General features: G+C 52.0%; 14 protein-coding genes and 1 tRNA gene. 5 read left to right on the top strand and 10 right to left on the bottom strand.

The genetic code is table 11. From position 1 onward, the window contains the following. Positions 1-100 precede the first annotated feature (100 nt). Together LI015_RS00610 and LI015_RS00605 are read left to right on the top strand one after the other, a co-directional pair. Positions 101-1123: a 2-keto-3-deoxygluconate permease gene (locus LI015_RS00610; RefSeq protein WP_002567967.1), complete on the top strand. Its 1023-nt coding sequence runs from the start codon at positions 101-103 to the stop codon at positions 1121-1123. A gap of 41 nt (positions 1124-1164) precedes the next feature. Then, the gene (locus LI015_RS00605) at positions 1165-2340 is read left to right on the top strand and encodes an amidohydrolase family protein (RefSeq protein WP_002567968.1); all 1176 of its coding nucleotides are present in this window, start codon (positions 1165-1167) and stop codon (positions 2338-2340) included. A gap of 349 nt (positions 2341-2689) precedes the next feature. Here the strand turns inward: LI015_RS00605 and LI015_RS00600 are convergent, their stop codons facing one another. From LI015_RS00600 to glyA, 5 genes are all read right to left on the bottom strand, one after another. Next, entirely contained in the window at positions 2690-2923 is a 234-nt protein-coding gene (locus LI015_RS00600; protein ID WP_227123723.1) for a hypothetical protein, read from the bottom strand. Further along, positions 2908-3036, bottom strand: a complete 129-nt coding sequence (locus LI015_RS28160; protein ID WP_264468304.1) for a hypothetical protein — start codon at positions 3034-3036, stop codon at positions 2908-2910. Before LI015_RS28160 ends, LI015_RS00600 begins: the two co-directional genes overlap by 16 nt. Positions 3037-3349: 313 nt before the next feature. Continuing rightward, positions 3350-4495, bottom strand: coding sequence for a glycerate kinase family protein (locus LI015_RS00595; RefSeq protein WP_002567971.1), 1146 nt, complete (start codon positions 4493-4495; stop codon positions 3350-3352). 161 nt (positions 4496-4656) lie between these two features. Then, a complete protein-coding gene (locus LI015_RS00590; RefSeq protein ID WP_002567972.1) occupies positions 4657-5817 on the bottom strand; it encodes a CdaR family transcriptional regulator in 1161 nt (386 codons plus the stop codon). A gap of 162 nt (positions 5818-5979) precedes the next feature. Next, entirely contained in the window at positions 5980-7227 is a 1248-nt protein-coding gene (gene glyA / locus LI015_RS00585) for a serine hydroxymethyltransferase (RefSeq protein WP_118017511.1), read from the bottom strand. Between the two features lie 269 nt (positions 7228-7496). On the opposite strand from glyA, the gene LI015_RS00580 reads away from it, so the two are divergent. After that, a complete protein-coding gene (locus tag LI015_RS00580; RefSeq protein ID WP_227123721.1) occupies positions 7497-7868 on the top strand; it encodes a hypothetical protein in 372 nt (123 codons plus the stop codon). Between the two features lie 108 nt (positions 7869-7976). Here LI015_RS00580 and recJ read toward each other — a convergent pair whose 3' ends face one another. Continuing rightward, a complete protein-coding gene (recJ, locus tag LI015_RS00575; protein WP_227123720.1) occupies positions 7977-9707 on the bottom strand; it encodes a single-stranded-DNA-specific exonuclease RecJ in 1731 nt (576 codons plus the stop codon). A 35-nt stretch (positions 9708-9742) separates the two neighbouring features. Beyond that, entirely contained in the window at positions 9743-11101 is a 1359-nt protein-coding gene (brnQ, locus tag LI015_RS00570) for a branched-chain amino acid transport system II carrier protein (protein WP_227123718.1), read from the bottom strand. Positions 11102-11395: 294 nt separating this feature from the next. Here brnQ and LI015_RS00565 point away from each other — a divergent pair. Both LI015_RS00565 and LI015_RS00560 read left to right on the top strand, forming a co-directional pair. Further along, a tRNA-Arg gene (locus tag LI015_RS00565) sits at positions 11396-11469 on the top strand. 254 nt (positions 11470-11723) lie between these two features. Then, the gene (locus tag LI015_RS00560; RefSeq protein ID WP_002567977.1) at positions 11724-12305 is read left to right on the top strand and encodes a DUF4489 domain-containing protein; all 582 of its coding nucleotides are present in this window, start codon (positions 11724-11726) and stop codon (positions 12303-12305) included. A gap of 115 nt (positions 12306-12420) precedes the next feature. Here LI015_RS00560 and LI015_RS00555 read toward each other — a convergent pair whose 3' ends face one another. From LI015_RS00555 to rfbD, 3 genes are all read right to left on the bottom strand, one after another. After that, positions 12421-12732 (bottom strand): hypothetical protein, encoded by a 312-nt coding sequence (locus LI015_RS00555; RefSeq protein ID WP_002567978.1) that lies wholly within the window; start codon positions 12730-12732, stop codon positions 12421-12423. A gap of 182 nt (positions 12733-12914) precedes the next feature. Then, positions 12915-14195, bottom strand: a complete 1281-nt coding sequence (locus LI015_RS00550; RefSeq protein WP_002567979.1) for a dicarboxylate/amino acid:cation symporter — start codon at positions 14193-14195, stop codon at positions 12915-12917. Then, complete coding sequence (gene rfbD / locus LI015_RS00545; protein WP_227123716.1) at positions 14185-15078, bottom strand: dTDP-4-dehydrorhamnose reductase; 894 nt, start codon at positions 15076-15078, stop codon at positions 14185-14187. The genes LI015_RS00550 and rfbD overlap by 11 nt, the downstream gene beginning before the upstream one ends. Between the last annotated feature and the right edge of the window lie 230 nt (positions 15079-15308).

The following is a 15308-nucleotide window of genomic DNA, read 5'->3' as shown; positions in this document are numbered from 1 at the left end:
ATCAGTCAGCAGCATTGCAATGGCATGTAAAATCAACCAGCGGCTGACGCATCTCACATGGCCGGTGAGCATGGAAGCCCACGTAAAGGAGAAGAGATTTATGAGGATATTAGCGACAATGAAGCGTTTTCCGGCAGGAGTGATGGTGATTCCCCTGCTCCTTGGATGTGCAATGAATACCTTTTTCCCCAACGCCCTCACCATCGGAGGTTTTACCTCAGGCCTGTTCAAGAACGGGGTCCCCACCCTGATTGGCCTGTTTCTGTTCTGCAGCGGCGCCACCATTGATGTAAAGATGGCCGGCAGCACGGTATGGAAAGGCGTTGTCCTCACCGCCCTTAAGTTCTTTATCGGTTTCGGCCTGGGGCTTCTGCTCAATGCACTGTTCGGCGAAGCAGGGTTCCTGGGACTGGCGCCCCTGGCTGTCATCGGAGCCGTAACCAATTCCAACGGCGTCATCTATGCCACCCTGGCAGGCGAATTTGGTGATGAAACAGATGTGGGAGCCACCTCTATCCTTGCCCTCAATGACGGGCCCTTTTTTACCATGATTGCATTGGGCGCCTCCGGCATGGGCAACTTCCCCATAACAGATATCATTGCCAGCATCATCCCCATGGTTATCGGGTTCATCATCGGCAATCTGGACCATGAGTGGAGAAAAATTCTGGCCACCGGCATGATTCTTCTCCCGCCCTTTAACGGCTTTGCCCTAGGTGCCGGCATGAACTTCAACAATATCCTGAGAGCGGGTATTTCCGGTATTGTGCTGGGCCTTCTTACCGTGCTGGCCACCGGACTTCTTACCTTTTTCCTCTACAGCGCCCTCCGCAGAAAGGCGGATCCCATGGGCGCTGCCATCGGAACCACGGCCGGGGTGGCCACCACCACGCCCACTGCCGTAGCCATGGCCGATCCTTCCTTCCAGCCTCAGGTGGAAACAGCCACTGCCCAGACAGCTGCCGCCGTGGTAATCACAGCCGTGCTTTGCCCGCTGCTGGTATCCTGGCTGTCCAAGGTATCCCGCAAATGGAATGAAGCTCACGGCATAGCTGCAGACATTCCTGTCCCTGAACAGGAGGGCTGCGAAACCCAGCCAGCGGCAACTGCTGATTTAGACTAAACCGGACAAATGATATTGACAGACGGAGGAAACAGACAGACATGAAGCGAACCATATTAAATGCAGGAATGATTTTGTGCGGGGAACAGCTTACTCCCTTGGAGAACGGCTCCCTTATCATCGAAGACGGGATAATCCGGGAAATCCTGCCCCGGAAAGCCAGGGAGGCCTTGTACTTGGAAGATGCAAAAGAAATCAGCCTTCCGCACATGACCCTGATGCCGGGCATGATAGAGTGCCACAACCACCTGTGCATTGATGCAGCCCTTCCGGAACATCTGGAGCTGCTGGCCTGGAGCAACGAATGCCAGCTGACCCTGCTGGCATTAAAGGGACTTAAGGAAGACCTGATGAGCGGTGTAACCACAGCCCGGTGCATGGGGGATAAATTCTATATAGACGTGACCCTGAAGAAGCTGATTGAGGACAAAAAAGTGGACGGCCCCCGTCTCCTGGCCGCAGGCATCGGCATGAAGGGAAGCCACGGAGCAGGCCACATCGGAATGCCCCACTGCGGAGCCGGAGAAATCCGCCATACCTGCCGCGAGAACCTGAAAAAAGGCGCAGACCTGCTGAAACTCTTCATAACCCCTGGTGTTCCGGATCCCGCCAGCACCTTTGTGCCCAGCTTCCTCAGCCTGGAAGAAATCTCCGCTGCGGTCAGCGAAGGCGCTCGCCTGGGCATCCCCACTGCTGCCCACTGTATTGGCGGCCAGGGCCTGAAAGACTGCATTGACGGCGGGGTGGATGTGATTGAGCACATGTATATGGCTTCGGAACAGGACGTGGAGCGTCTGGCCGCTTCCCGCTGTGTGGTGGATCTGACCTCCGGCATTTTCTTAGACCCCAGCCGGGAGGAATTCCTCTCGCCCGCCAATGCCCTGAAGGTTAGGCTGAACCGCAGCCGGGTCCGCGAAAATGTGGCCCGCATCATCAAGGCCCGTCTCCCCTTTGTCCTGGGAACAGATGCTTATCACGGCTTTCTGTACCGGGAGGTGGGATATGCCGTGGAGCTGGGAGCCGACCCTGTAACCGCCATCCAGGGCGTCACCTCCCGCGCGGCCAGGGTCTGCCGCCTGGAAGACAGAATCGGAAAGCTGGAAAACGGTATGGAAGCAGATATCATTGCCGTGGAGGGAAACCCGCTGGAGGATGTGTCCCGTCTTTCACAGGTAGGACTGGTGATGAAGGGCGGAGTGGTGTATAGACAGCCTTAGAGACGGCCCGGATATACAGAATGTATTGACTGCAGTTTTAGATGTACAGTATTGAATGTGCAGTACTGAATGTACAATATTGAATGCACAGTATTGGATACACAATTTCAAAAGCGCAGTTTCAAGTGATACTTTGCTGTCACAAAAACTGCGCTTTCCGTCATAATACACTTCACTATAAGACGGGATGAAAAAGGGCCGCCGCCCGGATATACGGCTCAGGGAGTCCCCTTATAGCGCTTCAGATACTCTCCGGCCGTGTCCCGGCTCAGAGAGAACATCCGCACCAGTTTATCCAATATCTGTCCTTCTGTTTTCCCTTCCTCCAGATTATCCAAAACAAAGGCCCTTATACCTTCCTCAAGTCCAGCCTTCCTTCCGCCTTAGCATCCTGAAGCTGATACATCCGTTCTTCCCATTCCTGCATATATCTCACTCCAATCTCTTCACTGGCTTTAACCTGGCTGACCCGCCGGTGCAGTTCCTTAATCCTCGGACTGCTGCTTCCGGCCGCCTCTGTTTCAGAGGTGTGTTCTATGTAATGAAGCAGCTCTATCAGCTCCCCGCTTACTCCCTCCGGCACAGTTCCATGGTCCTGCGGTCCTCCATAACACATGCAAATAAAAAACGGTCCAGCAGGGTCAGCTCTGCCAGCGGCTTCATGACAGGCCCGCCAGGGTCATTCATTTTCTTCATCCTATTCTCCTTTTATTATACAAAAGCTTTGCCTCCGTTGCAAGAATATACACGAATCACATATCCTGAATCACATATCCATAGAACCACCGCCTGACATTTTTAAAACATTCAACCACACAACACAGGGATACAGGGGAGAAACTCCCTTACGAATATCTCGGACAGAACGCCCGCAAGATTTATATATACATTAATAATATAAAAAGGCTGCCCGAAATGAATCCATATGATAATGAATCCATCCCAGACAGCAGCACAAAGCCATGCCTGCTTCAGCCAATTTCACGCCATTTCCACTTTTCTTCCCGGCCTATTTCCGGCCCAGGCTCATTCCGGCCTTCAGCATCCTGAATGTACGGTCCGCGGCACTGATATACAGCTCTTCGGCCCGCTTAAGGGCCTCCTCGATATCCATGGCGCCATTTATCGTGGTTATAATACTGTCAATGCCGTAATCAAATATCGTCTCAGCCTTGTCGCCCATACCTCCCACAATCGCTGCCACCGGGATGCCTCTCTCCCTGCAGCGCTTTCCGATTCCGCTGGGCACCTTTCCAAAAGCAGACTGCCAGTCCATTCTTCCCTCTCCGGTAATTACCAGGTCCACCCCCTCTAAGAGGCTGTCAAAATGAACCAAATCCAGCACCGTGTCAATACCTGATTTAAGATTGGCCTTCAGGAACACGCAGAATGCCGCCCCTAATCCACCGGCAGCTCCTGCTCCGGGAATCTTATCCACATCCACGCCCAGCTTTTCCTTCAACAGAGCCGCATAACGAATCATTCCGCCCTCTAACACATCCAGAATTTCCGGTGTGCCGCCCTTCTGCTTTCCAAATGTATAGGTCGCTCCATCCGGTCCTGTAAGGGGATTGGTCACATCGCACATGACAGTGAACCGGGACTGTGACACCGCAGGGTGAATCCGGCTCACGTCAATATCAGCCACCCTGGTTAAATCCCGGCCTCTGCCCTCCAGCTCATTTCCCTGGTCATCCAGGAATCTTACACCCAGAGCACGCATGGCCCCCATACCTCCGTCATTGGTAGCGCTGCCTCCAATGGCTATTGAAATCTTCCGGTATCCCCGGTCCAGGGCATCCTTTATCAATTCTCCTGTGCCATAGGTGGTGGTGTTCAGAGGATTGCGCCTGTCCGCCGGCACCATGGGAAGCCCGGAAGCAGCTGCCATCTCAATGATGGCGGAGTCCCCTTCAAATTCCCCGTAAAAAGACTGTGCCTCCTCCATCAGAGGTCCATGGACCGTCAGTCTGCGGTATGTGCCGTTCAGCGCCGAAATCACCGCGTCAATGGTTCCCTCCCCGCCGTCAGCCACAGGCACGCCAGCTGTCTCACAGCCAGGAAATGTCTGCTCCGCTGCCGCCTCCAGAAGCTGTGTGATGCGCTCTGACGACAGGGTCCCCTTAAATGAATCTGATGCAAATAAAAATTTCATGGTTCCGCCTCCCAAATGTGATTGAATTTCTTAAGTCTATTGTACTGTTTCCAGGCCCCTGCGTCAATGTTCCACAAAACACATATTCCGCATATTATTTATTCCTCAGCACAACGAACTTCACGGCAGGCCGCGGCCCGTTCTGCTGCCCGCACATCCGCCTAATCCTGCATCATTTCCTTCACATCCCGGAAAAACACCATAGCCATGTAAAACACTGCCGACTGGCTCAGTACACGCACGTCATATCCCGTCAGCTCCTCCAGCTTCCTGAGCTTATAGGTCAATGTATTTTTATGGATGTGCATGGCATCCGAGGCAGCCTTCAGAGAACCTTCCGCACTGAAATATGCCTCCAGCAATCCCATCCACTGACAAAGCTCCTCATAACCGCAGTTCTTAAAGACCTTGCGCAGGTACTCCGCCTTCACGCTTTCAGCCACATCCTCCGTAAACAGCTCCAGGGTAACGCTGTCATACGTCATGACGTCCCGTTTAGACATGCTGGCAGAGCGCCATGCCTTGTTGGCCTGTCCATATGCCACATGGATGTCCCTGGCCCTGCCGCCGATTCCCATGACCAGCCCTATGCCGAATTTCTTTTTCACACAGGAGCGGATGCGGCCGGCCAGCTGTTCCATATGGCGGTCGGACGCACCCTGAACCAGAAAAATCTGCCGGCCGGCATTACGAAACACCAGACATCCCGCTCCTGCTAAAGAAGCAGCTTCCCCTTCTGCCTGTTCCAGCAGTTTCTGGCCCGAAGCAGTGGATGCATATTCCTGGAAGTTCCTGACGCCGGACACCATGACCCTTCTGGGAACCGAAATGTCGATTCCCAGCGCAAAGCCTCTCTCCTCCAGTATTCTGGGCTGAAGGAGTCCGCTTCCAAGGACCCAGTCCTCCAGAAACCGGTTCAGCACCCGCTGTCCCATACGGCGTTCATCCTGTTCCGCATTTTCGCGAATCAGTATTTCCACCATCTTCTTCACAATCTGGCCATAGCCAGCCACATCTTCATACCGTCCCGTAATACCGATTACGCCGGCAATACTTCCAGCCTGGTACACAGGCAGGTTCAGCCCCGGGCGTGAGGTAAGCGTCGCTTCCTCATCCCTCACATACAGCTCATCCAGATGCTCCCTGATGATTTTCCTGGCCCCCTCATGCAGCGTACCGATACGCTCCGGGTCCGTACTGGCTATGACATAGCCTTCCGGGTCCATCATATTGATATGCTGGCCCACAATGGCCCCCACTTCCTCCACAATGGCCTGGGCTCCCTGCCGCGAAAGCCTCAGCGCCTGACCTGTCAGTTCCATCCATTCCACCTGCCTCTATTCAGCCTGCGCCTCTATCCTACCTGCGCCGCAGCCGGCTATATGCCAAAAGGGGGCTGAGGCGCCGGGGACACCCCCAGAGCCGCAGCTCCCCCATATTCATTCCTGTTCCCTCTTGCTTCTGTTTATTACATTTTCCCGGATTTACTGATAAATGGGGTATCTCTCACAGAGCTTTGTCACTTCGCTCCTGATATAATCCGCTTTATTCTCAAAATCCGTGGCAGCCAGCCAAATGCACCGGGCAATCTTGGGCATGTCCTCTTCCTTAAGGCCCCTGGTAGTAATGGCCGGTGTCCCGATGCGCACGCCTGAAGTGACAAAGGGGCTTCTGGGGTCATTGGGAACCGTGTTCTTGTTCAGGGTGATATAAACCTCATCACAGCGGTTCTGCAGTTCCTTGCCCGACACCTCCATGCCGCGCAGGTCAACCAGCATCAGATGGTTGTCCGTGCCGTCCGTAAGGAGCTTGAATCCCTCATCTTTAAGGGCCTGGGCAAGAGCCTTTGCATTGGCTGCCACCTGGTGCTGGTATGCCTTGAATTCAGGCTTTAATGCCTCTCCGAAGCACACTGCCTTTCCCGCAATCACATGCTCCAGCGGACCGCCCTGGGTTCCCGGGAAAATGGCCTTATTGAAATTAAATTTCTCAGCCGCCTCCTTATTTGCCAGAATCATACCGCCCCTTGGGCCTCTCAATGTCTTGTGGGTGGTGGTGGTCACCACATCTGCATAAGGAATGGGACTGGGGTGTTCGCCCGCTGCCACCAGGCCGGCGATATGGGCCATATCAACCATGAGATAAGCGCCAACTTCGTCAGCGATTTCACGAAACCGCTTGAAATCAATGGTCCGGGCATAGGCGCTGGCCCCTGCTATGATAAGCTTTGGCCTGGCTTCCTTTGCAATCCGCTCCAGCTCATCGTAGTCGATGAACCCCTGGTCATTGACTCCATAAGGTACGATATTAAAGTAAAGACCGGAAAAATTCACAGGGCTTCCGTGGGTCAGGTGGCCGCCATGGTCCAGGTTCATGCCCATGACCGTGTCCCCTGCTTTCAGCATGGCAACAAACACCGCCATATTGGCCTGGGCTCCTGAATGAGGCTGCACATTGGCATAATCACAGCCAAACAGCTTCTTAGCCCGCTCAATGGCAAGTGTTTCCACCACATCCACGCACTGGCATCCTCCGTAATAACGTTTTCCCGAATATCCTTCCGCATACTTATTGGTGAGAACTGTCCCCATAGCCATCATGACAGGCTCAGACACGATATTCTCTGATGCGATTAGTTCCAGGTTGCGTCTCTGGCGCGCGCATTCCGCCTGAATGGCCTCGCCCACTTCCTTGTCATATCCGGTAATAAAATCCATTACTTCATTAACCATTATCTTACCTCTTCCTTTCGCAATGACAGCCTTTTTCTGCTGATTATAACCTATATAATAGTAAATTGCAAGACATATGGCAGAGCTGCTTTCTCTTTATCTGTTAATTTTTTATCACTGTTTTTCTTAAGAATTTCATAATAATTGTAGTACTTTCTTTAAACTTTAGACACAATTCGGACACAATTATAGGATATTATCAAACTCGTTCCATAAAAATTTGTGTTTAGAAAGTCTCACTGGGAGGCTTTCAGAGGAGGAAAACTATTATGAAGAAGACAATCGCAAAATCCATGACAGCTATTATGGCAGCAGCTATGATCGCAGGAAGCCTGACCGCTTGCGGCGGCAGCGACAACAAGGCCGAGTCCACTACTGCCGTAGAGACCACAGTAGAGGCTTCTGAGTCTGTTGAGGAGACCACTGCTGAGGCTGCTGACGCTGAGGAGACCACCGAGTCTGCTGATGCTGAGGAGTCCACCGAGGCTGCTGACGCTGAGGAGTCCACTGAGGCTGCTGACGCTGAGGAATCTACCGAGGCTGCTGACGCTGAGGAGTCTACCGAGGCTTCCAAGGAAGAGGCTGCCAGCGAGGCTAATGCTGAGGTTGCAGAGGAGACAACTGAGGCTGCTCAGAACTAATCTTCTTTGCCAAAAAGGGTGCTGTCCGCTGCGGCAGCACCCTCTTTTTATTCCGGAGCAATGAAGCTTCTGTAAAAACTTTCTAACGAAACTTCCGACTTCCGATTTCTAATGAAACTTCCAATTCTTTACCACAATCTGCAGATTCCTGTTTCCGTTATACTCATTTATACCCGGATAGTAGATAATATCCATAACACGGCAATCACCCTTTTCCTCCATGAACAAATCCCCATCCGTAAAAATCACGCCGTCCATGGCTGTTCCCCTGTCATTTACAAGGCTTATGCGCACCACGTTCCTGTTGCGCCCCATAACTCTGGCGCTGCGTATAAACAGTCCCTTCTGGGCAAACTGGGGCTTCTCATTTCCCTGTCCATATGGTTCCAGCAGCTCCAATTCCTCTATGAACGGCTCTGTTATGTATTCAAATGGCATGGCCACATCGATCCACACCTTGGGTATGAAATCTTCTTCGGTCAGGCGCTCCCGTGCATTTTCATTGAGACGGCGCCGGAATTCGTCCACATCCTTTTCCTCCAGAGAAAATCCGGCCGCCATGGGATGGCCCCCAAACTTCAGCAGAAGGTCCTGCACCTCCACCAGGGACTGGAACATATGATATGCCTCTATGGAACGTCCCGACCCCTTGACGCAGCCCTCAGCCCGTGTAAGCACATAGGAGGGCTTATTGTACCGCTCCCTGAGACGTCCCGCCACAATGCCGGCCAGGGATTCGTGGCAGTCCGGCAGAAACACCACCAGCACCTTATCCTCCCGGTACAGCTCATCCACCATGGCTGCCGCCTGTTCAATCCCCTCCTGGGTCATGTCCTTGCGCTGGTCATTGAGAGCCTTTAATTCCTCTGCCATCCTGTCCGCCTCACCCTCATCCTCACACAGAAGGAGCCCAAGGGCTATCTTGGCTGTCTGGAGCCGTCCGCTGGCATTGAGGCAAGGCCCAATAACAAAGCCGATATGATAGGCTGTGATGGTTCCGGCCTGAAGATTATTTTTCTCTATCAGTTTCCGAAGTCCCAGATTAGACGTATGTCCCAGTCTGGAAAGCCCTTCCTTTACAAGGATGCGGTTCTCTCCCTGAAGCTTCATCACATCCCCCACCGTTGCAATGGCTGCGATTTCCAGCAGGCTGAGCCATTCCTCCCGTGGAACCCTATGGACCTCATAGAGCACCTGCACCAGCTTATAGGCCACCATGCCTCCGCATATATCGGGAAACGGATACAGGCTGTCCCTGCGCTTGGGATTGACCACAGCGTCCGCAGGCGGCAGTATCTCCCTGCCCTCCAGCGTTTCCCCGGCCTCAGTCAGTATGTCGTGATGGTCCGTCACGACCACGGTCATGCCCAGCTCCTTCGCCCTTGCTATCTGGCTGATAGCGGCAATACCATTGTCGCAGGTAAGGATGGTGTCAATGCCGTCCTCTGCCGCTGCCTCTATAATCAACTCATTGATGCCATATCCGTCCTTAATACGGTCCGGAATCTCATAATCCACCTCAGCGCCAATCCTCTTTAACGCACGGTAGAGCAGATACGTGGAGCACACACCGTCTATATCGTAGTCCCCCACAATCCGTATACGCCTGCCTTCAGCCGCCTTCTCTCCCAGTATCTCCACTGCCCGGTCCATGTCCGGCAGCAGGCGGGGATCGTGAAGCTGCTCCACAGAGCCGTAGAGATACCGTCCTATATCCTCCATATCCTCCAGACCGCGGTTGCGTATGATTCTGGCCGTAACCGGGCTGATATGGTATTGTTCCGCAATTCTATCAAAATCTGCCTTCTTGGCGTATAACATCCATCTTGCTTCTGTCATTCTTTTGTCCTGTCCTTGTCTTGTCCTGTCCTTGTCTATTCTTCCTGGTCCCCCATGACCGAGGAGTAAATGATACCGGCCGCCATCCCCGCAAATGCCGGAACAATCCACCCCAATCCCGCCCCGTATCCAGGCAGGAACGTAGTTGCCTGTGTGAGGAAGGGAATCACGAATTTACTCTGTTCCAGAGCATATACCACACTGACCGCGCCTGTAAACAGGATAGCAGCGGGATACATGGCCGGCCACCTCTTTGTCAGCGGCCCTAAAAACGCCAGTACAATCAGCACAATGGCGATTGGATAAATGGCGTTCAGAACCGGCACTGACACGGCCAGTATCTTATTAAGGCCTGCGCTGGATATAATCAGGCTGATCAGGGCAAACAAAAACACCCAGACTCTGTAGCCGATTACAGGTATGATAGAATTGAAATACTGGCTGCAGCAGCTGAGAAGCCCAACACATGTATTAAAGCAGGCAATCAGGAAAATAAGCCCCAGTATCATCATACCGGCATTTCCAAATAGGTTTCCCGCAACGTAGGTGAGTATCCTTGCCCCATTGTCCATGCCGCGGGCCGCAGCTCCCGCAGGCGCACCGATGTGGGCCAGGGCCGCATAAATAAGGGCCAGCAAAATGCCTGCTATAATTCCCGCCTTGATGGTTTCCCTGACGATCGCACCCTCCTGCTCCACTCCCTTGGCCCGAATATTGATAGCAATGATAATTCCAAAATTCAGGGCCGCAATGGTATCCATGGTCTGATATCCTTCCAGGAAACCTGCCACAGCCGGGCCTGACTTATAGACAGACCCCGGATCTCCGTAATGCCCCATGGGCCACACCAGGCATCCGATAAAAATAACGCTGATAAGCACCAGCAAGGTGGGACACAGTATCTTTCCCAGTCTGTCCGTCAGCTTCTCCGGCCTGAATGCCACTGCCATGGCAGCCGTAAAAAACACCACCGAATACCCGAACTGCGCCATGGTCTGGACCGTAAAGCCAGTCCCACTAACTGTACTGTTCAGGGAAACGCCCATCTGCTCAAGAACCGGGAACACCGTCATCTCAAAGGAAGTGCTGGAGGTCCTGGGAATGGCCAGGCACGGGCCTATGGAGAGATAAATAAGAAGGGTAAACAGAAATGCAAAGGCAGGGTGCACCCTGCCTGCCAGCTTGCCGATGCCGCCTGAGAGGGCAACCGCAGCTACTCCCAGAACCGGAAGTCCCACCGCGCTGAGCAGAAAACCTGACATAGCCTTCCAGGTCATCACCCCTGCCTGAGCGCCAAGAAAAGGCGGGAAAATCAAGTTTCCCGCACCAAAAAACATGGAAAATAAAGTGAATCCAACAAGCAGAAGATTCTGCTTCGACAATTTCTGCTTCATATTTTTATCCCCGCTTAATACAAAATAAGAGATAAGAATCAAACTTTCCCCGCTCTTTCTTACCTCTGCTCGTAACATAATACCACAAATTACGACATCTTTCAAGAAGGTTACATATTTGTTGCAGCTATGCGGTCAGCACTGCGCGGTCAGCCATTCCAACTGTTTTCTTTCAATTGCCTTCTCTCTCCTTCCAATTAATTTTAATTATTTTTTTAAAAACCATTGACATTTCCATCCAGACAAGCTATAATAGCTCTTGCGCTGTTAGAGATACAAATCAGACAGCAGCATGCGTCAGTAGCTCAGCTGGATAGAGCATACGGCTACGGACCGTAGTGTCGGGAGTTCGAATCTTCTCTGGCGCATGAAGAAAACCTCGCAGGTGTAAGCCTTGCGGGGTTTTTTGTTATTCATAGAATTCCGTCAAAAGGTCATTTATGTACAATCTGCGGACTGCTTTCTTCTATTAAATTAATAGACAGGCTTGTTCAGATGTAGCATGACAGCCTAAACGAAAAAACAACTTGTCACATTTAATAAGAATCAAGAATACTATGTATTAAGGTGACTGCAGCAAAAGCTGAGCCTGAATAATTATAACGGAGGTTATTTGATCAATATGTATAAAGGTAATTTCGAAAATAATTTTAATTTTGAAAATAAGGATAATAACGATACGTTCGAACATAGAAATAATCTGGAAAATATAGAATGCCAGGAACCGCCCAGATACTGCTGCGAAGAAAAAAAGTGTGTGTTAAGGCCAAACCGCACTTTTATGAAATGCAGCGTACCTGTTACAACCAACATTCCTATGACCACAGCTTCAGGTACCACATTCAACCTGGCAAATTTAAACATTGATACGAGTAAATTCCACAAACCATGCATCAAATTCGAATTTACAAGTAATATCTTAACCGCAGCCGGGTCTCTTACCTTTAATTTCCAGATTAATAAACAGTGTAAATATCAGCCAACCTCTTTCCCAATTGGCCCCGTATGGACCTTTTCCAGGCTGGCTTCGTCTGTCGGAGAAAATGATACGTTTAACTTCTCGGTATGTGACTGCGATATCTGCGATGATGAGTGCTGCAACTTCAGCGTAGTGGTAACCATTGAAAGCCTTGAAACCCAGGGCGGCATCACAGTCAACAACGCTACCTTGTCGGCAATTGTTGTAGATAATCCTTTCTGCTGATTTTTTACAGTCAATGTGGGCCAAGCATAAAACGACGGTCTGTTTTTGGAACGTTTCAATTACATACCGTCGTTCTATCCAGCCCATCTTTTGCAGTCACTGGTCCAACTCCCCATTACTGATTGTCCTCCATCACCTCTCTCACTTTTTCCAGCATCACCGGCGTCAGCTTAAGAATCCGCTGCTTTTTAGACACCTTCCCCACGGCCTCCTCAAAGCTCATGCCATTACCAGCCGTCATCGCATCCTTCACCAGGATATAGTAAAGCATAACCGCCTTTTTATCTTCCTTTGGAAGCTTTTCCTTAAGCTGCTGCTCCACAGCCGCCTTCTGGGCTGTGCCTCCCGGAAAAATACGGTGCAGATATTCCCGCTCCTCCTGCTCCCGCTCCTCCTTGCTCTTAATCTCAAATCCGAATATATTCATATTCCCCTCCTGCTCCGGCACCAATAGCTAAATATAGTACAAGTATAAAATCCAGAGGGAAGTACGTCAAGAAGTTTCTCAGTGTTATCTGTCACCTATTATCCGTTACTTGTCATCCGCTGCCTGTCATCCGCTGCCTGTCATCCGCTGCCTGTCATCCGCTGCCTGTCATCCGCTGTCCGTCATCCACCCCGTCCCGCTTCCATATCATCAAACACGGCCTTATCCACTGCGCCGTCCTGAAATGCCACTACAGTGGTGCACACTGCGTCCCCGGTGATATTGACAGCCGTCCTGCTCATATCCAATATACGGTCAATTCCCATAATCAGGGCTATGGCCTCCACAGGCAGGCCCACTGAGGCAAATACCATGGAAAGGGTAATCAGCCCCACCCCCGGCACACCGGCTGTTCCCACGGAAGCCAGGGTGGCAGTCAGTATCACGGTCAGATAATCTGCTACGGACAGGTGGATTCCAAATGCCTGGGACGCGAACACCACCGCCACGCCCTGCATAATGGCTGTGCCGTCCATGTTGATCGTGGCCCCCAGGGGTATGGTAAAGGAAGAAATGCGCCGGGACACCCCCATCTTCCTGTGCAGGGTATCAATGGACATGGGAATGGTGGCATTGGAGGTTGCGGTGGAAAATGCAAAGCCCATCACAGGCAGGAATTTTTTCAGGAACCTGACAGGGCTCAGCCCTGTAAAACCCTTAAGTATGGCCATGTAGACCACCAGCCCCTGTATGGCCAGCGCGGTCATAACTCCTGCCATATACTTAAGAAGGGGCAGGAACGCGTCAAAACCAATGCCGGAAAATGTTCTGGCTGTCAGGCAGAACACGCCGTAAGGAGCCAGCTTCATGACCATAACCGTCATCTGCATCATCACATCATTAAACTGGCTGAATAAATTCCCCACGGTCTGAACCGCTTCCCCCAGGCCGGCCAGAATGATTCCCACAATCAGCGCAAAGAGAATGATGGACAGCATATCCCCGTCTGCCAGCGCCCTCACCGGATTCACCGGAATGATGGCCAGAAGCGTGTCTGCCAGTCCCTCCTTCTCACCGATTTCAACCTGGGCTGTCTCTAAGGAAGAAAGGTCCAGTCCTGCCCCCGGGTTAATGACATGGGCAGTCAGTATGGCTGCGGTGATGGCCAGTGCAGTGGTTGCCAGATAAAAGCCCAGCGTCTTTATGCCTATTTTCCCAAGTTTTTTTGTATCCCCCATGGACATACTGCCGCACACCAGGGAACAGAATACCAAAGGTACCACTAACATCTGCATCAGCCGCAGAAATCCATTTCCAATCAGATAAAATAAACCGTCTATCAGCAGTTTATCCCGGATATCTCCCTCAGGAACAGCATAATGAAGAAGGATGCCCGCAGCGGCCCCCAGCGCAAGCCCGATAAAGATAGCGGTGGTAAGCCCCGGCCGTTTCCTATTTTCCATAGCCGATACCGTCCTTTCCCTCAGCCCGCCTGCGGCTTCCTGCCCGCCGCTCCTTCATGTATTCCTCCAGCATCACCTTCCAATGGGGCAGGAGACGCATATTAGATATGCGCAGCATCATATTGTCCAGCACGCTGTAGGAAGGCCTCATGGAGCTTAAGGTGTCCTCAGAGGCATTCACAGGTTCCACCGGGACCTGATAACCCGCCAGCCTAACAGCCTCCTTTGCCAGCTCATACCGGCTGCAGCAGCCCTGTCCCGTTACATGGTACAATCCGTCCTCACCGTGCTCCATCAGCTCTATGACCTTGGCGGCCAGTCCGTCAGCCCCTGTGGGAGATGCCATCTGGTCTGAGGCAACCCTGATGGTCTTGCCCTGGCCCGCCATCTCCAGAATACGCTCCAGGTAAGGGCTGCCGTCCCCGAATATCCAGGAACTGCGCACAATAATATGGCGGTTGCAGAACTCCCTTACAAAATTTTCTCCTGCCATCTTGGACTTGCCGTACACAGTCCTAGGTGAGACCGGGTCAAATTCCGTGTAAGGAACCAGGCTCCTGCCGTCAAACACATCGTCTGTGGACATCTGGACCAGCCTGGACTTACCCATTCTGGCGGCAACGCTCAGATTCCTGGCCCCCAGGGCATTTACCCGGTATGCCTCCTCCGGACAGTCCTCGCAGGCAGCCACATCAGTCAGCCCGGCACAGTTTACAATATAATGGGGCCGGTTGATATGGGCGTATTCCATCACAGCCTCCGAATCCGTGATATCCACCGAATCCGCATCCGTCAAAAGCAGCTCCACCGGCCTGGACGCCAGAATATCTGTCATCTTCCTGCCAACCCGTCCTCCAGCCCCGCATATCCATATTTTCAGCATCCTGCTCCATCCTTCCATATATAAATGAATTGCTCTGCTCTTTCCATAAATACATCAGGTAGTATCTGCAATTGCACGTTCTTCATACACCCTCCAAAACAGAAGGCAGGAATGAAACACAGAAATGAAACACAGAAATGAAACACAGAAAGTGAATCCTGCACAGAAGAATTTTCCTTACAAACAAAAAAGCCCGGACAGTAAACGCCCGGACCTCTTCGCAGCCCAAA

It is taken from the genome of Enterocloster sp. 210928-DFI.2.20 (assembly GCF_020554465.1).
GTDB lineage: Bacteria > Bacillota > Clostridia > Lachnospirales > Lachnospiraceae > Enterocloster > Enterocloster bolteae.
The sequence above is the reverse complement of the archived record's forward strand: the minus strand, read 5'-3'. Positions and strand labels throughout refer to the sequence as shown.

Coding starts and splice junctions, on each gene's coding strand:
- brnQ (WP_227123718.1), bottom strand. CDS start 11,101: ATGAAGCAGAAATTGTCGAAGCAGAATCTTCTGCTTGTTGGATTCACT.
- LI015_RS00595 (WP_002567971.1), bottom strand. CDS start 4,495: ATGAAATTTTTATTTGCATCAGATTCATTTAAGGGGACCCTGTCGTCA.
- rfbD (WP_227123716.1), bottom strand. CDS start 15,078: ATGCTGAAAATATGGATATGCGGGGCTGGAGGACGGGTTGGCAGGAAG.
- glyA (WP_118017511.1), bottom strand. CDS start 7,227: ATGGTTAATGAAGTAATGGATTTTATTACCGGATATGACAAGGAAGTG.
- LI015_RS00560 (WP_002567977.1), top strand. CDS start 11,724: ATGTATAAAGGTAATTTCGAAAATAATTTTAATTTTGAAAATAAGGAT.
- LI015_RS00580 (WP_227123721.1), top strand. CDS start 7,497: ATGAAGAAGACAATCGCAAAATCCATGACAGCTATTATGGCAGCAGCT.
- LI015_RS00550 (WP_002567979.1), bottom strand. CDS start 14,195: ATGGAAAATAGGAAACGGCCGGGGCTTACCACCGCTATCTTTATCGGG.
- LI015_RS00590 (WP_002567972.1), bottom strand. CDS start 5,817: ATGGAACTGACAGGTCAGGCGCTGAGGCTTTCGCGGCAGGGAGCCCAG.
- recJ (WP_227123720.1), bottom strand. CDS start 9,707: ATGACAGAAGCAAGATGGATGTTATACGCCAAGAAGGCAGATTTTGAT.
- LI015_RS00610 (WP_002567967.1), top strand. CDS start 101: ATGAGGATATTAGCGACAATGAAGCGTTTTCCGGCAGGAGTGATGGTG.
- LI015_RS28160 (WP_264468304.1), bottom strand. CDS start 3,036: ATGAAGAAAATGAATGACCCTGGCGGGCCTGTCATGAAGCCGCTGGCA.
- LI015_RS00605 (WP_002567968.1), top strand. CDS start 1,165: ATGAAGCGAACCATATTAAATGCAGGAATGATTTTGTGCGGGGAACAG.
- LI015_RS00555 (WP_002567978.1), bottom strand. CDS start 12,732: ATGAATATATTCGGATTTGAGATTAAGAGCAAGGAGGAGCGGGAGCAG.